This is a genomic window from Actinomycetota bacterium, from assembly GCA_019347575.1.
Classification (GTDB): Bacteria; Actinomycetota; Nitriliruptoria; order Nitriliruptorales; family Nitriliruptoraceae; genus JAHWKY01.
The window spans coordinates 63,254-81,122 of the sequence record JAHWKY010000006.1; the positions used below are offsets into that span (position 1 = coordinate 63,254).

Annotated in this window: 17 protein-coding genes; 9 read left to right on the plus strand and 8 right to left on the minus strand. The window is 69.8% G+C overall.

Features of this window, described 5'->3' with window-relative positions:
• Positions 1 to 32: 32 nt before the first annotated feature.
• A complete protein-coding gene (locus tag KY469_05370; GenBank protein ID MBW3662513.1) occupies positions 33 to 548 on the minus strand; it encodes a chemotaxis protein CheW in 516 nt (171 codons plus the stop codon).
• 213 nt (positions 549 to 761) lie between these two features.
• Positions 762 to 1,331, minus strand: a complete 570-nt coding sequence (locus KY469_05375; GenBank protein ID MBW3662514.1) for a TetR/AcrR family transcriptional regulator — start codon at positions 1,329 to 1,331, stop codon at positions 762 to 764.
• A 406-nt stretch (positions 1,332 to 1,737) separates the two neighbouring features.
• On the opposite strand from KY469_05375, the gene KY469_05380 reads away from it, so the two are divergent.
• From KY469_05380 to KY469_05400, 5 genes are all read left to right on the plus strand, one after another.
• Entirely contained in the window at positions 1,738 to 2,457 is a 720-nt protein-coding gene (locus KY469_05380) for a hypothetical protein (GenBank protein MBW3662515.1), read from the plus strand.
• A gap of 118 nt (positions 2,458 to 2,575) precedes the next feature.
• Positions 2,576 to 3,730, plus strand: coding sequence for a response regulator (locus KY469_05385; protein ID MBW3662516.1), 1,155 nt, complete (start codon positions 2,576 to 2,578; stop codon positions 3,728 to 3,730).
• A 5-nt stretch (positions 3,731 to 3,735) separates the two neighbouring features.
• Complete coding sequence (locus tag KY469_05390) at positions 3,736 to 4,917, plus strand: EAL domain-containing protein (protein MBW3662517.1); 1,182 nt, start codon at positions 3,736 to 3,738, stop codon at positions 4,915 to 4,917.
• 228 nt (positions 4,918 to 5,145) lie between these two features.
• On the plus strand, positions 5,146 to 5,763 hold the full coding sequence (locus tag KY469_05395) for a M73 family metallopeptidase (protein MBW3662518.1): 618 nt from the start codon (positions 5,146 to 5,148) through the stop codon (positions 5,761 to 5,763).
• 136 nt (positions 5,764 to 5,899) lie between these two features.
• Positions 5,900 to 6,721: a signal peptidase I gene (locus KY469_05400; GenBank protein MBW3662519.1), complete on the plus strand. Its 822-nt coding sequence runs from the start codon at positions 5,900 to 5,902 to the stop codon at positions 6,719 to 6,721.
• A 21-nt stretch (positions 6,722 to 6,742) separates the two neighbouring features.
• Here KY469_05400 and KY469_05405 read toward each other — a convergent pair whose 3' ends face one another.
• A complete protein-coding gene (locus KY469_05405; GenBank protein ID MBW3662520.1) occupies positions 6,743 to 7,387 on the minus strand; it encodes a response regulator transcription factor in 645 nt (214 codons plus the stop codon).
• 235 nt (positions 7,388 to 7,622) lie between these two features.
• On the opposite strand from KY469_05405, the gene KY469_05410 reads away from it, so the two are divergent.
• Positions 7,623 to 10,385 (plus strand): cell wall-binding repeat-containing protein, encoded by a 2,763-nt coding sequence (locus tag KY469_05410; protein ID MBW3662521.1) that lies wholly within the window; start codon positions 7,623 to 7,625, stop codon positions 10,383 to 10,385.
• 24 nt (positions 10,386 to 10,409) lie between these two features.
• On the opposite strand, the gene KY469_05415 is transcribed toward KY469_05410, so the two are convergent.
• Positions 10,410 to 11,915, minus strand: a complete 1,506-nt coding sequence (locus KY469_05415; GenBank protein ID MBW3662522.1) for an aldehyde dehydrogenase family protein — start codon at positions 11,913 to 11,915, stop codon at positions 10,410 to 10,412.
• Between the two features lie 113 nt (positions 11,916 to 12,028).
• Here KY469_05415 and KY469_05420 point away from each other — a divergent pair, with 113 nt between their 5' ends.
• Complete coding sequence (locus tag KY469_05420) at positions 12,029 to 13,543, plus strand: AMP-binding protein (protein ID MBW3662523.1); 1,515 nt, start codon at positions 12,029 to 12,031, stop codon at positions 13,541 to 13,543.
• Positions 13,544 to 13,614: 71 nt separating this feature from the next.
• Here KY469_05420 and KY469_05425 read toward each other — a convergent pair whose 3' ends face one another.
• Genes KY469_05425 through KY469_05440 form a run of 4 tightly spaced genes read right to left on the minus strand, consistent with a single transcriptional unit; the run spans position 13,615 to position 17,037 of the window.
• Positions 13,615 to 14,313 carry a hypothetical protein gene (locus tag KY469_05425; protein MBW3662524.1) on the minus strand — a complete coding sequence of 233 codons (699 nt, stop codon included), beginning with the start codon at positions 14,311 to 14,313 and terminating at the stop codon, positions 13,615 to 13,617.
• Positions 14,310 to 15,290 (minus strand): ABC transporter ATP-binding protein, encoded by a 981-nt coding sequence (locus tag KY469_05430; protein MBW3662525.1) that lies wholly within the window; start codon positions 15,288 to 15,290, stop codon positions 14,310 to 14,312. Before KY469_05430 ends, KY469_05425 begins: the two co-directional genes overlap by 4 nt.
• A complete protein-coding gene (locus KY469_05435) occupies positions 15,257 to 16,120 on the minus strand; it encodes a hypothetical protein (GenBank protein ID MBW3662526.1) in 864 nt (287 codons plus the stop codon). Before KY469_05435 ends, KY469_05430 begins: the two co-directional genes overlap by 34 nt.
• Positions 16,117 to 17,037, minus strand: coding sequence for an ABC transporter ATP-binding protein (locus tag KY469_05440; protein ID MBW3662527.1), 921 nt, complete (start codon positions 17,035 to 17,037; stop codon positions 16,117 to 16,119). Before KY469_05440 ends, KY469_05435 begins: the two co-directional genes overlap by 4 nt.
• A 138-nt stretch (positions 17,038 to 17,175) precedes the next feature.
• Here KY469_05440 and KY469_05445 point away from each other — a divergent pair, with 138 nt between their 5' ends.
• Together KY469_05445 and KY469_05450 are read left to right on the plus strand one after the other, a co-directional pair.
• On the plus strand, positions 17,176 to 17,427 hold the full coding sequence (locus KY469_05445) for a ribbon-helix-helix domain-containing protein (GenBank protein MBW3662528.1): 252 nt from the start codon (positions 17,176 to 17,178) through the stop codon (positions 17,425 to 17,427).
• Positions 17,414 to 17,857 (plus strand): type II toxin-antitoxin system VapC family toxin, encoded by a 444-nt coding sequence (locus KY469_05450; GenBank protein MBW3662529.1) that lies wholly within the window; start codon positions 17,414 to 17,416, stop codon positions 17,855 to 17,857. Before KY469_05445 ends, KY469_05450 begins: the two co-directional genes overlap by 14 nt.
• The last annotated feature ends 12 nt before the right edge of the window (positions 17,858 to 17,869 follow it).

Sequence of the window (17,869 nt, forward strand, 5' to 3'; positions counted from 1 at the left end):
CGTGCCACGTGTAGGCGGACGTGGAGATGCGCTCACGGGCCGGCCGAGTCAGCCAGCGCCGCATCCAGCCGGTCCTCCTCCTCCAGGGCCAGGAACGTCGCCAGGTCGTGCAGGACGATCAGGCCCTCGTCGTCGTGGGCCACGCCCTCGACGTGGATCACGCCGGGGAACCGCGAGGCGGCCCGGTCGATGCGATCCTGGGGTACCTCGGTCAGCCCGAGGACCGCGTCGACGCGTAGCGCGACCGTCCTGGCCCCCGCACGGGCGATCACGAGATGATCGGCGGGATCGACCGGCTTCGGAGCGAGGCCGAACCGGTCCCGAACGTCGAGGACCGGTACGAGCCGGCCCCGGAGATCGAACACCCCCTCGACGATGCGAGGCGCGCCGGGCAGCGCTACCAGCTGCACCATGCGCTGTACCTCGATGACGTCCTCGGCCGCGAGCGCGTAGCGCTGCCCGTGGAGGCCGAACACCACCAGTCGGGGCGTCGGGCCCCGCCGCGAGGAAGCTGCTGGCTCGGAACGTGCCTGTTCGCGAAGTTGCACCTGCGCCCCACTCCGCCGATGGTGCCGCCTTCACTAGGTGCACCCTACATCTACGGTTGTCGTGACGCGACAAAGGTCATGCCGTGACGTGCCACCATCTGTGACTATACCCCCACGCATTGTTCCACGCCGGGTGAGGCGTCCGGCCGTTCGACAGGGGTGGCGGGAGAACGCGGTTCGCCGTGCTCCGTCGGAGGCACCGCCGGGGCCGCTTCACCCCCACAGCGTCGTGATGACGTGCTGGACGAGGTCCAGCAGGTCGGCGTCCGTGTCGCGGAGGATCCATTCGTCGATCGCGCAGCCCACCAGCGCGACGGCCGCGGTGGCAGCGATCCGTTCGTCGAAGGTGGGCGATCCGCGACCGTCGAGGTCCGCCAGGCCCTCAGCGAGCTCGGTCGCCCAGCGTTGTCGCCAAACGGCAGCCCGATCGTGGAGTTGCGGCCGTCTGACCTGGCGGACCGCGATGCTGGCCCGGCCGACCGTGACTTCGTCCCGCAGGTGCTCGGCCAACAGCCGTAGCAGCCCGCGGGGATCCGGCCGGCGGATCCCTTCGGTTCGCAGGCGCTCGATCAGCAGCCTGAGCAGCAGCGAACCGGGTTCGGCCAGGAGAGCGTCTTTGGTGGGGAAGTAGCGGAAGAACGTGCGGGCCGACACCATCGCGGCGTCGGCGATCATCTCGACCGTGGTGGCGTCGTAGCCGTGCTCGTCGAACAGACGGAAGGCGGCGTCGATCAACCGTTGGCGGGTGTGTTCCTTCTTGCGCTCTCGGAAACCCACATCCATGCCCCTGACGGTCGCGATCGTCCTGACCGGGCTCGCGCACCCGTGACCGCCTCCCCCGCCTGAGAGGCATGCGGCATCAGCTTACGCCGACGACGTGTAGCCGATGGCCGAAACGGAAGAACCGGGCGTCTGTGAGCCGCCAGCGCACGTTCCGTGCGACGTAGCTGGGCAAGTTGACCTACCAGGATGGGACGACGCCCCCATCCGGCTGCGGACGTCGCGCACCGACAACATCATCGAACCGGCTTCTGCAAGCGTGAGTTGCAACGCCTCTTCCGTGGAAGGACGTCCTGTGGTCACCACCAGCCTTCGAAGCCTGCGCGGCCCCGGCTCGCTCAGCAGGTACCAGCGACCCGACACGCACCGACGTTCTCGTCTCGTTCCGCGCCGCCCCGACATCGTGGTGGTGAGCGGGGATCCGGACGGCGCAGCGGCTCTGCGGACGTCGCTGACGCTCGGGGGTGCCGTGGTCGGCATCGCGCCGACCGGCCCCGAGGTCGCCGCGGAGATCATCCGCCTCGCTCCTGACGTGGTGGTCCTGGACGTCCCCACGGACGATGTCCGTGCCTGGGAGGTCCCCCTGGCGCTCGAGCGCGCCGGCGGCAGCGACATCCCCGTCGTTGTCGTGGCGCCCCGGCCGTGGGGAGACGAGGTCGGGCGCTGCCTGTTGGCCGGCGCCTACACCGTGCTCCTGCCCGAGGACGCAGCCCGGCCGGCCGAGTTGATCGCCCGCGCCGCAGGGGACGTGCCCGCGGACCCGGTCGTCGCGGCACATCGGCTCGCTGCCCTACGCAAGCTCGCAGACGCCGGCACCGAGCGGTCGGCGGATGCCATCAGCGTGCGCGTGACCCGCCTCGAACGCCCCGCCCGGCCCGCGACGAGACGGGATGGTGACCACCTGACCCTTCTGAGCAGTGCACAACGGCGAGTGGTGGAGGGCATGGTCCGGGGCCGTAGCGCCTCCGAGATCGCCGGCGCCGCCGGGATCAGTCGGCAGGCGGTCTACGGAGCGCAGCGGCGGCTGGCTCGCCGGCTCGGCGTCACCACGCAGCAGCTAGCCGACGAGGTTCGCCAACGGTTCGGGATGTCACGGACGAGAGGACAGCGCCGACACCTCCCAGTATGAACGTACAGAGGACGCGCGACACAAAGGTGAGGGTGGGGCCGTAGCATCCGCTGGCATGTCGGAGAAGGGCGCTAACGTCGAGAGGTCGAGGCGTCCACCTCCCAGGGGTCCCAGATCGATGGCGTCGGTTCTGATCGTCGACGACAGCGCTACGAACCGTGCCGTGCTCGCCGAGGCGCTGGCTGACGCTCACCGCGTCTTCGAGGCGTCCAACGGTGCGGAAGGGATCGGACTCGCACGTGTCGAACGGCCGGACGTGGTAATCACCGACGTGCTGATGCCCAAGGTCGACGGCTACCAGCTGTTACGTGACCTGCGTGGGGATCCGCACACCTCATCCGTGCCCGTGATCGTCCACACCTCGGCCTACGAGGACGATGAGGTCCTCCGGATCGTCGGCCACGACCCTCACACCTTCGTGCTGCCGAAGCCCAGCACGAGCCACGCGATCGTCGCTGCCGTGGCCACCGGCCTCGCGGCGGCCCAGCATCCCCGACGGGACCCCGGTGGGACGTGGAACGGTGAGACGGACGCCGGGAGGGACCAACTGTCGGCGCTCAACACCCAGCTTCTCGCCAAGGTCCGTGCGTTACAGCTGGCTGATCGCGAACGCGAGCGGCTCCTCGCGCAGCTCGTGCACGCACAGGAGGAAGAGCGCGAACGCATCGCCGCGGACATCCACGACGACTCGATACAGGTGCTGACCGCGGCCTCCATGCGTCTGGAACTGCTGGGCCGAGCGTTGAAGGACCCCGCATCGCTCGAACAACACGCGAAGCTGCGTGAGACCGTGACGTCGGCGATCGCGCGTCTGCGTCGGCTGCTGTTCCAGCTGCGTCCGCCGGAACTCGATCGAGAGGGGCTCGCGCGGGCCCTGGAGGTTTACCTCGAGCACACCGCCGACGAGGTCGGGTACCGCTACGAAGTCCACGATCGCACCGAACGCCAGCCTGCACCGGCCGTTCGGGTGCTGCTCTACCGCATCGCCCAGGAAGCGCTCGTCAACGTCGCCAAGCACGCACGAGCCTCGTCCGTCCAGGTCCTGCTGGACGAGGATGAGGACGGTTACGTCATGCGCGTCGTAGACGATGGGGCGGGTTTCGTGCCCGACGAGGTCGTGACCGCGCCGCCCGTTCACCTGGGGCTCAGTTCCATGCGCCAGCGAGCCGAACTGGCCGGCGGTCGCTGCCGGATCGACAGCTCCCCAGGCCGAGGTACCCATGTGGAGGTGCGGATCCCACGTCGTGATGTGACCGCAGACACCACCAAGTGAACAACGTGGAGAGCCTGCGGGTGGTGATCGCCGATGATGACCTCGTCCTGCGCGAGGCGCTGACCGAGGTGATCACCGCCTCGGGCCTCGAGGTCGTGGCGGGCGCGGCCGACGCCGAGAGCGCGATCGCCATGGCCCGCGAGCACCAGCCCGACCTCGTGCTGCTCGATGTGAAGATGCCGCACGGGGGCGGTCCGCGGGCAGCGCAGGAGATCGCCCGTGAATGTCCCGCGACACGGGTGGTCGCGCTGTCGGCCTACGACGATCGCGGCGCCATCCTCGAGATGCTGCACGCCGGCGCGATGAGCTACCTGATCAAGGGCGTGTCCACCAACCGCGAGATCATCGACACCCTCCGGCGAACCGCCGCCGGCGAGATCTCGCTACCCGCCTCGGTCGGCGAGAAGGTGTTGCACGAGCTCGGTGAGCACCTCGACCGCACCCACAGCGAAGAGCGACGTCGCCAGAGCATCGACGCACGCGTGCGAAGGGTGATCGCGGCCGGACAGGTCGACATCTTGTTCCAACCGATCCGTCAACTGGCCACCGGCAGCGTGGCGGGGTACGAAGCACTTGCGCGCTTCGATGCGGGATCAACCCGCGGGCCTCGAGCGTGGCTCGACGACGCTCGGAGCGTGGACGCGCTGCTGGAGCTCGAACTGCTGGCGGTACGCGCGGCACTGGCCCACGTCGCGGAACTTCCGGCGGGGACCTACCTCGCCGTCAACGTCTCGCCGGCCACCGCCACGGACGAGGGACTGCAAGACCTCGTCCTGTCGGCCGCGCCCTCCGCCACGGTGCTCGAGATCACCGAACACGCCCCCGTAGACGATTACGAGGGGTTCCACCGCGCCGTGGAGCCCTTGCGGTCCGCCGGCGTCCGGCTCGCGATCGATGACACCGGTGCCGGGATGGCCAGTCTGCGCCACCTGCTGTCGCTGGCACCGGATGTGATCAAGCTCGATGTCTCGCTGACCCGGGGCATCGACAGCGATCGCAGCCGACGCGCTCTGGCCCGCGCACTCATCTCGTTCGCGGACGACACCGGTAGCCAGATCGTCGCCGAGGGTGTCGAGACCGATCAGGAGCTGCACGCGCTGGTCGACCTGGGCGTCACCTACGGACAGGGTTACTTCCTGGGGGTGCCGCGGGCATCGCTGCAAGCCGGAACGCCGCAAGGCGCGTGACCTGGGGTCCGATCGGCGATCGGCCGGACGGGCGGCGCGCATGGTGCATATGACCTACCGCCACAACGGTTCACCCGCCTCACCAGGCGACCCCGCGGGCAGACGATGTCCTTCTCAGATGCTGCGACGAGCAGCACTGGTCCTGACAACAGGGTCTGTACGAGGATCATCCAACCCGGGTGACGCCACCAGCCGCCGACGCGCGGCGCGAGACTGAGAAGGAACATCATGAACTCCGCACGCAACCTGTTCAACCGCAAGAGCGGCGGCAACGTCGGCCGTTCCATGTTGGTCGCCTCGCTGTCGGTCGCGGCCATCGCCACTTCCGTCACCGGTGCCTACTTCACCGACTCCGACGCCCCCACGGGCAGCGGCTTCACCACCGGCGACGTCAACCTCGCCCTCAGCGCGAGCACGGCGATCGTCGCCAACGCCAACATGGCGCCGGGCGACGTCGAGTACGGCACGGTCACCGTCAGCAACAGCGGCAGTCTGGAGCTGCGCTACGCGCTCAAGTCCGTCACGACCGAGAACGTCCTGGCCGCCCAGCTCGACCTGACGGTCTGGGACGAGAGCGCGGAAGCCGACGTCGGCACCGACTGCTCCACGACCGTGCCCGCCACCACCCTGTACGCGGCCGCGGACCTCGGTTCGACCACGGGCGTGAAGGTCTTCGGCGACGCCGCGACCGGCGCCCAGGCCGGCGACCGGACCCTGGCTGCCACCGCCAGCGAGGTGCTGTGCTTCAAGGCGTCGCTGCCTTCCAGCACGGGCAACAGCTTCGAGAGCCTGACCACGACCGCGACGTTCACGTTCGACTCGGAGCAGACGGCCAACAACGCCTGATCCGGCTAGCACCAAGTAGGACCCTGCGGGCCGCGCGGTGATCACCGCTCGGCCCGCAGGTCGCCCTGGAGGGGAAACGATGACGGCTGTCACCACGTTCACCGCTCGGCCCGCAGGTCGCCCTGGAGGGGAAACGATGACGGCTGTCACCACGTTCACCGCTCGGGGGGGCATCATCGGACGGCCCACCACCACCCCGGCACGTCCCGTGTGCGCCGCCCCGCAGGAGACGACGAGGGACGATCGTCACCAGCTGCTCGCACGGCCAGCACCCGGACGACCGCTGGGGCTGCGTCTCCTCGGCGGCGCTCTACGCGTCCTCACAACGCTCGCCCTGCTCGTACTGGTCGCGACGTTCACCACGATCGCGGTGATGCCAGCGGTCGGAGCTCGCGCCATGATCGTGCTCTCCGGGAGCATGGAGCCGGTGCTCTCCGCCGGGGACGCAGCCATCATCCGCGACGTCCCGCCAGAGGATCTCAGGGTAGGTGACGTCATCACCTACTACGGCATCGGCGAGGACAAGGGGCTCACCACCCACCGGATCATCGACCTGGTGCCCCTCGACGGCGGTCTGCACTTCCAGACGCAAGGTGACGCCAACCGGACGCCTGACCCCAACCTCGCCCCAGCCAGCAACGTCGTTGGCCGCTACGACGGCGTGATCCCCCACGGCGGGCGCTTGCTACTGCTCATGAGCCGCCCAGTGGCGAAGATCGTACTCGTGGCCCTCCCCGCCCTGGTGCTCCTCATCGGTGAGCTGCGCACGCTGTCGAAGCTCGTCACCTCACGCCTCCGTGACCGCAGCGGCCCCGACCGGCGGCGCGTGGCCTTCGCGGGGCTCACCCTGCTGCTCGTTGCCGCCGTCGCCGTGACCGCGACCGCGGCCACGATGGCCGTGTTCAGCGACTCGGTGGCCGTCAGTGACAACACCGTCGCGACCGCGACCACGTTCTAGCCAGCGATCGGCGAGGGCGGGTCACCCCGGGGCGTCGATGATGCCCTGCCGCATCGCGGTGGTGACCGCCTCCAGCTTCGAGTGGACGCCGAGCTTGGTGATCACGTTCTGCACGTGGTTGCGGACGGTGCTGATACTGAGCACGAGCCGGTCGGCGATGTCCTGGTTCGACAGACCTTCGGCCAGCAGCTGTAGCACCTCGAGTTCGCGCGGAGACAACGCCCCCACCGGCCGTCGCTGCGAGCGCATCCGCGGCAGCAGCTTCGCCAGCATGGCGGGAGGCACCGTCATCTCGCCGCGGCTGGCGGCCCGAACGGCCGACACGACCTCCTGCGCCGCTCGGTCCTTGGTCACGTACCCGGTGCAACCCGCCTCGATCGCTGCGGCAAGCACCGTGTCGTGGTCCGACGCGGTCACCATGACGATCGCGATCTCGGGCTGGCGCGCGCGGATGCGGACCGTCGCCTCGGCGCCGTCGCCGTCCGGCAGCCGGTAATCCATCACCACGACGTCAGGCTCGAAACGCCCCGCACACAACTCCGCTTCGTGCATCGTGCGGGCCTGACCCACGACCTCCATGTCGGCCTCGGCCCCGAGCACCTCCGACAACCCCTGGGCGACCATCACGTGGTCGTCGACGATCAAGACGCGGATGCGGTCGTTCATGTGCGGAGGCTATCTGGCACCACTGAGGTGGTAGTGCAGACGTACTAGTCCCGATCTGAGGTGCCTGGCTCTGCCGCGCCCTCGGGCCTCGGACGAGACCTCCAGTGAGACGTCACCGCTGGAGGCATCCGTGAACCCGAGTATCCCCCCGACCCCAGTCCACGAACGGCCGGCACCCCGTACGCCATCTAAGGCCACTGCCGTGCGGGTCCTGCTGCGACAGGTCGGGAGGCTGGTGGCGTTGGCAACCGTTGCCAGCACGCTGGTGGCGTTCAACCACGCGCCAGCGCCCTGTGGCGAGGGTCTGCGGCCACTGATCGCTCCTGCCCTCACCGATACGACGGGTGGCGACCTGGTGCTGTGCACCCACGGGCCGGACGTTCACCCGCTCGCCGGAACGGACCGCTCGCCGAGCGCCACGGCTGCCGCGCGTGATCAGCAGACCTCCGTGCAGGCCGCCGCCAGCGCTCCCGTAGCGACTACGCCGGCACAGTGCTACGGCGACGGCGAGAACGGCACGCGGGTCCACGTGATCTACGCCCACCAGCAGGGGACCACGAACCGCGCCACGGCCCTGGACACCGACTTGCGCCGTTGGATCGGCCAGACCGAGTGGACCGTGACGGCCTCGGCCGCACGCACCGGGGGGCGCCGACACGTGCGGTGGCTCACCGAGGCCGGAGTCACCGGGGGGTGCCGTGTGACGATCGATGCCGTGACCCTGCCCTCGACAGCGTTCGCCGATCTGGCGGCCACCGCGAACGCGCTGGCCACCAAGGGGCACCGTCGCGCTGACCGCAAGTACCTGGTGTTCGCCGACGTCGACCGCGGCAGCTGCGGCGCCGGGGTCGCCTACAGCGACGATCGGCCCAGTGCCGACAACCGTGCCAACACCACGGTGGGCTACGCCCGGGTCGACCGGGACTGCTGGGGCGCAGCGGACAACGGGTCCTTCAGCGTCGCAGCCCACGAGCTGGTCCACACGCTGGGTGGCGTGCAGAGGTCCGCGCCTCACGCGACCGCGGGTTACCACTGCACCGACGAGTGGGATGCCATGTGCTACGTGGATGGTGCGGGCGTCGCGACCACCCAGGTGTGCATCGACGGTCACTCCGCCACGAGCAAGGACCGCGATACCAACAACCGGCTCCTGGACTGCAACCACGACGACTACTTCCACACGGCCCCCCGTCGAGGCACGTACCTGGCCGACCACTGGAACGTGGCCGACAGCGCGTTCCTGATGCCGATCACGAGTGACGGTTCTGGCTACTCCACACGGCCACAGGTCGCCGAGGACCCGCAGGGTCGTCCACGCGTGTGGTCGGGCAACCTGGGTGGGGCTCACCGTCCACTCCTGGCGGATGCGTACGGTTGGGAGAGGTGCGACCTACCGATCCGAGTGGCGGTGCAGCGAACCGAGCGAACCGACGGCAGCGTGCTGGGCGAGGTCCTCGACGGCACGACCAGCGGAGGTGCGGTCCTCGCCGGTGACGTGCTGCGGGTCGCCGTACGCGGGGCTACCGATACGGTCAACCGGGCCGTGGGCGAGACCGTGATGGAGGTCGATCGGGACCCCTGGTCGGGTGGCGAGCCACCCGAGGGAACGCTCGTGATCCGGTGGGGCGACACCGTCGGGACAACGCACGTGGCGGTGACGACCCGTGCCGCGCGCATCCGCGCCGCCACCCTCACCGTCGACACCAGCCTGACGTCAGCGACGTCGGCTCAGCGCGAGCTGTCCGTCCTCCAGGGCATGGTCCAGTCCCTGGGTCTGGGCAGGGTCGGAGGGACCGACACACTGATGGCCCCCTACCCCCGACCAGGCGCGGACGAGCGACACGCGATGGCCGCCCTGAGGTTCCTCTACGGCCAGCCGTGCAGCGTCGACGCACGCCTCGATGACGTGGCGCCAGGTCACCCCGCGCAACGTCGGACCGGCGGCACACGACAGCGCGTCGATATCGCCAGCGGGGCTGAGACACCCGTCGCTGCGGCGGCCGCGGTGGCCGCCTGGCTGCGCTCCGAGCGTGGTGGAGGGTGGGCCTCCCGAGCGGTCGTGTGTCGTGACGACGTCCACGCTGACTGCCTGGCCGGCACCGGACTGATCGGCCACGCCGGCCCGATCCTCTACGTCCCGGGTGGGCCGGATGGTCTGCTTCCCGACGAGGTGAGGGACGAACTCCGCGCCAGCGTCCGGGCTGGGGGAACGATCACCGTGCTCGGCGGTTCCCAGGCCGTATCCGACGACGTGCTCGAGACGCTACGTGAGACGCTCACGGGGCGAGACGTCCACCGGATCGCGGGGCAGGACCGCTACGCGACCGCCGCAGCGGTGGCACGCACCGTGGCGGCGACGTCCTCGAGCGACCGGGTGGTGCTGGCTAGAGCCGACGTGGCCGCCGATGCGGTGGCCGCCGGGGCGGCCGCCGCGGAGTTCGGTATCCCGGTGCTGCTGACGGCGCCGCACGCGGTTCCCCCCGTGACCCTCGAGACGTTGACGGAGTTGGGTCCTCGCCGGGTGCTCATCACGGGCGGCCACGTGGCGGTGAGTGAAGGCGTCGCTGCGATGTTGCGTGCAGAAGGACGCGAGGTCTCGCGCCTGGAGGGACGGACCCGGAACGAGACGGCCGTGGCCATCGCCCGTGCGCCCGAGCTGTGGAACCGTGTGACCGTGGTCGACTCGGGATCGGTGATCGGGCTCAACGGTTGGCACGAGCAGACCTGGACGCTCGCCCTGGCTGCCGCCGCCGTCGGCGCCCACCTCGACGCACCGGTGCTGTTCACGACGCGCGATCACGTCCCGTCACAGCCTCCGTCCGGGAGCTACCCCGGTGAGACCTCGCACCTGCTCGTCAGCCTGCCGGTGAGCGGACGCACCCCGTCGGTCACCACCGTGCACGTCGGCGGCCAGGTGTGGACCAGCACAGGGGCGATCGAGGCCTTCCACGGTGCGTCACTCCCCGGCTTCGACGGCAACGTGTCAGTCCGCACCTAGGGACCGCACTAGACAGCAGGCGGATCAGCCCGCTCCGAGCATGATGGTCTTGAGCTCGGTGAACTCCTCGATACCCACCCGGCCGCCCTCGCGTCCCAGGCCCGAGCGCTTGAAGCCGCCGAACGGGGCGACCGGGAGCACACCGGCGTAGTGGTTCACCCCGACGGTCCCGGCCCGGATGGCACGGGCCATGCGCAAGGCGCGGTTGACGTCGGAGGTGAACACGCTCGCGCCGAGCCCGTAGCTCGTGTCGTTCGCCAGCGCGATCGCCTCGTCCTCGTCCTCGAAGGGGATCGCGGCGAGCACCGGTCCGAAGATCTCCTCCTGCGCGATGGTCATCGCGTTGTCGACATCGGCGAACAGGGTCGGCTCGACGAAGTAGCCGTCCGCGAGGTCACCGCCGATGCGCTCGCCCCCGCCGACGAGCCGTGCGCCCTCGTGGCGCCCCGTCTCGATGAACCCCAGGACACGGCTGAGCTGCTTGGCGTTGATGAGGGGGCCGGCGGTGGTGGACTCGTCGAAGGGATCGCCGGCCACCGCCATCGCACGCATCGAGATCGCCCGGTCGACGACATCGTCGTAGACATCGCGGTGGATCAGCGCCCGGGTGAGGCAGATGCATCCCTGTCCGGACAAGCCCAGCGACACCATCCCGATAGCGGTCGCAGCGGCGACGTCGAGCGACTCGACGTCGGGGAAGATGATGTTGGGGCTCTTGCCGCCGAGCTCGAGCGTGACCCGCTTGAGGTCGCCACCCGCCGTCGACAGGATGTGCTGGCCCACCACACGGCTGCCGGTGAAGGTGATGCGATCGACCTCGGGGTGGCGCACGAGCGCGTCACCCGTGGTCGAACCTGGGCCCGTGACGACGTTGATGACGCCGTCGGGAAGCCCGGCCTCCTGGAGTAGCTCGGCGAAGCGCAGCGGCGAGAACGCCGCGTACTCGGACGGCTTCAGCACGACCGTGCAGCCAGATGCGAGCGCCGGAGCGACCTTCTGCGCGAACAGCATCACCGGGGCGTTCCAGGGGATGATGGCGGCGACCACACCCACCGGTTGTCGCAGCGTCAGCAGGTGCGGTCCACCGTCGACGTACGGGGGCAGGGTCTCCCCGTGGAGCTTGTCCACCCAGCCCGCGTTGTGATCGAACACGTCGCGCGCGATCTCGGCCGAGATCTCGTACTGGTGTCGGGCGAAGCGGATGGGCACGCCGTTGTCGACCGTCTGCAGCAGGTTCAACTCGTCGAGGTGGGTATCGATGACGTCGACGCAGCGCTGGAGGATGCGCTTGCGGTCGCGCGTGGAGAGCGCCGGCCACGGTCCCTCCTCGAAGGCTCGCCGCGCCGCACGGACCGCACGGTCCACGTCGTCCGCGCTCGCGACCGCGAACGTCCCCACGTCCTCGCCGGAGGCAGGGTGGACGTGTGTCCACGTCTGCCCCTCGGAGCCGTCGACCCAGCTGCCATCGACGAGGAGGCGCCCCGGCTTTACCCCCGCCGCTGCGACGTGCTCGAGCACGCTGATCCCCATCCGGATCCTCCCGTCGCCGGCCCGTGGTCGCAGCCTACGCCACCCGGACCTGACCCTGACACCGGCGTCAGGCTGTGCTTCACTCCCCGCTGCCCGATACACGGAGCGCGGCGATGGCCTTGATCCCCGATCAGGTGCGGCTCAACGCCGAAGACCATCCCGACGAGATCGCCTACCGGGTCGTCGGTGCCGGCGAGATGACCTTCGCCACGTGGGAGGCGGCGTCCAACCGGCTGGCGCGCGGTCTGATCGACGCCGGCGTCGCCAAGCAGGACCGGGTCGCGCTGCTGTTCGAACCCAGCGACGCCGTCGCGAACCTGCAGAGCTACATCGCGGTGCACAAGGCCGGCGCGGTCACGGTGCCGACGAACGTGCGCCTGTCGACCCACGAGCTACGCCACGTGCTGGGTCACGCCGAGCCGACCGCGGCGATCGCCAGTCCGAGCCTGGCCGACCGGCTGGCCGAGATCCGCCCCGACATCCCCACCCTCCGCGTCGTCGCTGCGAGCGGGCCATCATCCGCCACCGACGCGCTGACGTGGGACGACCTCCTCGCCGATGACGACTCACCGATCCAGGTCGAGGTCGACGACGAGGACATGGCCGACATCCTCTACACGTCGGGGACGACCGGCCTCCCCAAGGGCATCGTGGTCCGACACGCCAACGCGACCCACATACCGGTCGACCACGTCGACGACTTCACCGGGTTCCGCTACGTGCACGCCAGCCCGTTCTTCACCTTCGCCGGTCTCAGCTTCATCTTCATCCCGCCCCGTCTCGGCTTCACCGGGATCTACCTGCCCCGCTTCGACCCGGGCACCTGGCTCGACCTCGTCGAGAACGAGCCGGTGCGGATGTCGTTCCTCGTACCCGCGATGGTCGAGCTGCTGCTCGCCCACGACCGGTTCGAGACGGCCGATCTGTCGGGGCTGAACCTGCTCTCGGTCGGCAGCGCCCCGATCGCCCCCGACAGCCTCCTGCGACTGCAACGCCGGCTCCCCGACACGGTCATCTCCAACAGCTACTCGATGAGCGAGGCCGGCCAGGCGTACCTGATCATGCCACCGGGCGAGCTCGAGAAGCGTCCCGCTTCGGTAGGGCGGCCCGCCCCTCCGATGGAGGTCCGCATCGTCGACGACGACGGCGAGGAGGTGCCCGCCGGCGACATCGGCGAGATCCTGATGAAGACCGCGGGTCGCCAGCGCGAGTACTTCCGCAACCCCGAGGCCACGGCCGAGCTCTGGCGTGAGGGCTGGATCCACACCGGCGACCTGGGCAAGCTCGACGACGACGGCTACCTCTACGTCGTGGGGCGCAAGAAGGACGTGATCATCCGGGGCGGGCACAACATCCACGCCACGGATGTCGAGCACGTGATCCACGAGCACCCGGACGTGTTCGAGGTGGCCGTGGTGGGCGTGCCACACGACGTGCTCGGCGAGGATGTCGCCGCGTTCGTCGTCCCTCACGAAGGTTCCGCGGTGACCGTCGCCGACATCGCCACCTGGTGCGAGGAGCGGCTGGCGGACTACAAGCGACCACGCCGGATCGAGTTCCTGGCTAGCCTGCCCCGCAACGCCATGGGGAAGGTGCTCAAGCGCGAGCTCGTCCCCCCGGGCGCCTGACGTGGGTCCGCACGGCCGGCGTACACCGCTCGGCGGTCTGCTGCTCCGCCGACGCGACTGACCGTTGCGCGTCAGTCGACGTCCTGCCGTCGCAGGAGCCACGAGCAGATCACCACGCCCAGGACGGCGACGCTCACGAGCGTGAGGACGGCGGAGATGACGCCGACCGGGAAGCGCACCTCGACCCCCTCGCCGAGACCGGACAGGATCGAGCCCACGTAGCGTCGCACCGAGAGCGTCGCGAGGTCACTGCTGACGTTGGAGAGCACGTCCTCCCACAGCAGCACGTACAGCAGGCCCCACGCGAGGGATCGGCGGGTCCGCAGGCCCAGCCCGAGGAACAGCGCGCTGTACGCACCGGCTCCGAGCGCGGCTCCGAGCATCGCCCCGACCGTCAGGCCCGGGCGACCCGATACGACCGCGGCCAGACCGGTGGGGACGACCGTGAGCGGCAGCACGGTGGTGAGCGCCGCGACGAACGCCGTGACGGCGAGCCGCGTGCGCGCGATGGGGCGCAGCCACACGTAGACGAGGGTGCGATCCTCGGCGAGATCACCCAGGACCGCGACGGCGAAGATCAGCGAGACGACGGGGACCAGGAAACCAAGCGCCGGGCCCTGGACGAACCCCGTGGCCGCGCGGCTGGGAGCGTCGACGGCGCCGATCGCGACGCCACCGAGCACGACGAGCACGCCCGCCGCCAGCGAGAAGAGCAGTCGGCCCCGCGTCAGGTGGGTACGCAGCAGAAGTCGGTACGCCGGGACGTTCACGGCCTGCCCCCTACCAGGTAGCGGAACACGCTCTCGAGGTCCTCGTCGAGTGGCGCCACCTCGAACAGACGCGCCTGCTGCCGCTGCGCGACGCTCGCCACGAGAGCGCGGAAGGTCGCGACGTCGTGGGTGTCGATCAGCGCGATCCCGCCCTCGGGGTCGAGCTCGATGCCGTCGGCGGCTCCGGCAGCGAGGAGAGCCGCCCCGAGCTCACGCGGACGATCGGTTCGCACCCGGATCCTGCGGGGCCGGTCGTCCATGAGCTCGCGGATGTCGTGGAAGTCGCCCTCCGCGACCAGACGCCCCTGTGCGAGCAACAGGATCCGCGAACCGAACCGCTCGACCTCCGCCAGCACGTGACTGGACACGACGACACAGCGCCCGTCGTCGGCCAGCTGGCGGAACAGATCGATCGTGCGGACGCGCTGGCGCGGATCCATCCCGTTGAGCGGCTCGTCGAGCACCAGGACATCCGGATCGTGCGCCAGCGCCTGCGCCACCTTGACCCGTTGCCGCATCCCCTTCGAGTAGGTGCGCAACGGCCGCGGATCGGCAGGATCGAGGTCGACCATCCTGAGCGCGTCGCCAGCAGCCGCATCGGGGTCCGCGACGTCGTTCATCGCGGCGCAAGCAGCGACGAACTCCTGTCCGGTAGCCGCGTCGAAGACCGCCTCCTGCTGAGGAACGAGCGCGAGACGACGGAACAGCTCCGGGTCCCCGCGAGGGTCGGCACCGAGGAGCCGGACCGTGCCCTCCGACGGCCTGGTCAGACCACAGACCAGCCGCAGGAGCGTGGACTTGCCCGCGCCGTTGGGTCCCAGGATCGCCGTCATGCCGGGCCCGATGGTGCAGGAGACATCGCTGAGGGCGACGACGTCCTTGAAGGACTTCGAGGCACGCGCGACCTCGACGACCGGGACGTCGGTCGGCAGCCGGCTCGTCGTCACCGTGTCACCTGCAGCCGGTGGTAGCGCCACCGCACGAACGCAGCGGTGCCACCGATCCACATGACCGCGGCCAGCGCGACCAACGGGAGCGCCACGTCGTAGTCGCTGGACGTGCCGTAGACGCGTGCCGTGAACTCCAGCGCCACCGTCGTGACGTCCAGCAACGCCACCGGAGCCGGAGCACCGAGGCTCTCGAGGAGCAGACCGTTCACGAGCGCGCCGCCCGCTAGTAGCCACAGGATGATGAAGCCCGACGCGGTGGCGTGTCGGTCCGTGAGGCTCGCCAACGCCATGGTCAGGCCGGTCACCACCGCCGCGACGACCGTCCCGGCTCCGATGGCACGGATCAGCTCGATGCCGAACCCCACGATCCCATCCGGGCCGGCGTCGATCGCGGCCAGACCGATCAGGAGCAGCAGCGCGGGACCGACCGTGGCGATCGCCAGGAAGCCCAGCAGGGCGGTCGACTTGGCGCCGAGGTAGCTGTCACGCGTCAGCGGGGACGCGAAGTACAGCGCGAGCGCGCCCTCTCGCCGATCGGGGCAGAGGATCGCGGGTGCGCCCAGCGCGGCGAAGAGGTAGACGCTGGGCAGGACGAAGCCGAGGTAGTCCTCGCTGCCGGGTAACAGCAGGTCCCCGATCTCGCGCGGGACCAGGACCGCGACACCCACGAAGACGATCGCGGGGACGTAGGCGATCAACCCGGCGATCACCGGGAGCGCCTTCGCACGAGCTCGGCGCTTCAGACCGAGCAGCCGCCGGACGCTGTGCCAGACGAGGCTGCGGACGGCGGTCTCGGGTCCTCCGCGCACACCCTCGTAGCGCACGAAACCGCGCTCGTGGATGCGCGCCCCGTTCACGCCCGCTCCTCATCCGGCACGGCGAAGAACAGGTCCTCCAGCGAGCGCGTGCGCGGCTCGAGCCGACGCAGTCCGACGCCGGCCTCGATCAGTGCGTCGCGGATCGTGTCGAGGACGGCGTCATCGTGGACCGCGACCACGAACTGGGCCACGCCGACCGCCTCGACCGTGAGACCTGCGCGCTCGAGCTGCGCGCGAACCGAGTCGGCGACGCCGTCGACCTCGATGAGCAGTCGATCGCTGACGGTCTTCAGTCCCTCGACGGGGCCTGCGGCCGCGAGACGTCCGGCGTCGAGCACCACCACGCCATCGCAGATGCGCTCGACCTCGTGGATGAGGTGGCTCGAGACCACGACATGGATGCCGAGGTCGTGACCGATGCGACGGATCAGCGCGAGCATCTCCTCGCGCTGGAGGGGATCGAGTCCGTTGGTCGGTTCGTCGAGCAGGATCAGCGCGGGGTCGTGAGCAATCGCTTGCGCGACCTTGACGCGTTGCTTCTGCCCTGTGGACATCGTCCCGATCGGGCGGAAGCGCTCCTCACCGAGGCCGACGAGGAACAGCGCGTCGCTGGCTCGGGTCACGGCGGCGCGGCGGGGGATGCCGTGCAACTCGGCGATGTGCCGCACCAGGTCCTGGGCCTGCACGTCCGTGGGCATGGCCTCGTGCTCGGGGGCGTACCCGATGCGCATGCGCACATCGGGACCGAAGGTGGAAGGGTCGTGACCGAACACCTCGATGGCACCGGCGTCGGGGCGGTGGAAGCCCAGCACCAGTCCGAGCAGGGTGGTCTTGCCCGCGCCGTTCGCGCCGAGCAGACCGGTGACCCCTCCGGGCACGTCCACCGTCACGGAATCGAGCGCGAGCGTGCTCCCCCACCGCTTGGTGAGGTCAGCGACGCGGACGACAGGTTCCATGGCCGGGCCACGCTACCCAAGGGCGCTGCGAGAGCGCGGCCGCCGCTTCCACGTGGGGATCCTCCGGGAGGGCGCGGGAAGGTGGTCACGCAGGATCTCGTACATCGAAACATCAGCGTCTGATGCTATGATGCCCGGATGCGTACGACGATCCGCATCGACGACGAGCTCTACCGTTCCGTGAAGGAACGGGCGGCGCGCACGGGGCGTACCGTGACGGCCGTGATCGAGGACGCCATCCGGCTCGCGTTCACCGTCCGCCGACCATCAGGAGATCCCGAGCCGACGCCGGTGTTCGGAGGGTCCGGGACGCTCCCGGGCGTTGACCTCAGCGATAACGCGGCGCTGCGCGAGCTCATGGATGGAGACGGGGTCGATGCGCTGCGTTGACGTCAACGTCCTCGTCTACGCGCACCGGCCAGAGTCACCCGACCACGACCGTTACCTCCACTGGCTAGACGTAGCAAGGAGCGCCGACGAGCCGCTCGGGCTGAGTCCGATCGTCCTCTCAGGGTTCCTCCGCGTGGTCACGCATCCCCGCATCTTCCGCGAGCCGACGCCCCTGGAGGTTGCGCTGGAGGCCGTCGCGGTGTGGCGCGCCACCCCGAACGCCCTGGAGCTGACGGCAGGTGATCGCCACTTCGACATCTTCACACGCATGTGCCGTGGTGCCGACGCCCGCGGCAACCTGATCCCCGACGCCTACCTGGCCGCTCTCGCCGTCGAGCGCGGCGCGACGTGGTACTCGGCCGACCGATCGTTCGCCCGCTTCGCGGACCTCGACCACCGCCACCCTCTGGACGATCAGGTCGCGCGCTGAGGGCAGGTTCGA

Excerpts from the sequence above, each read along its gene's own strand:
- KY469_05405 (MBW3662520.1), bottom strand. The coding sequence starts at position 7,387 with ATGAACGACCGCATCCGCGTCTTGATCGTCGACGACCACGTGATGGTC.
- KY469_05440 (MBW3662527.1), bottom strand. The coding sequence starts at position 17,037 with ATGGAACCTGTCGTCCGCGTCGCTGACCTCACCAAGCGGTGGGGGAGC.
- KY469_05385 (MBW3662516.1), top strand. The coding sequence starts at position 2,576 with ATGGCGTCGGTTCTGATCGTCGACGACAGCGCTACGAACCGTGCCGTG.
- KY469_05450 (MBW3662529.1), top strand. The coding sequence starts at position 17,414 with ATGCGCTGCGTTGACGTCAACGTCCTCGTCTACGCGCACCGGCCAGAG.
- KY469_05375 (MBW3662514.1), bottom strand. The coding sequence starts at position 1,331 with ATGGATGTGGGTTTCCGAGAGCGCAAGAAGGAACACACCCGCCAACGG.
- KY469_05445 (MBW3662528.1), top strand. The coding sequence starts at position 17,176 with ATGCGTACGACGATCCGCATCGACGACGAGCTCTACCGTTCCGTGAAG.
- KY469_05420 (MBW3662523.1), top strand. The coding sequence starts at position 12,029 with ATGGCCTTGATCCCCGATCAGGTGCGGCTCAACGCCGAAGACCATCCC.
- KY469_05415 (MBW3662522.1), bottom strand. The coding sequence starts at position 11,915 with ATGGGGATCAGCGTGCTCGAGCACGTCGCAGCGGCGGGGGTAAAGCCG.
- KY469_05400 (MBW3662519.1), top strand. The coding sequence starts at position 5,900 with ATGACGGCTGTCACCACGTTCACCGCTCGGGGGGGCATCATCGGACGG.
- KY469_05395 (MBW3662518.1), top strand. The coding sequence starts at position 5,146 with ATGAACTCCGCACGCAACCTGTTCAACCGCAAGAGCGGCGGCAACGTC.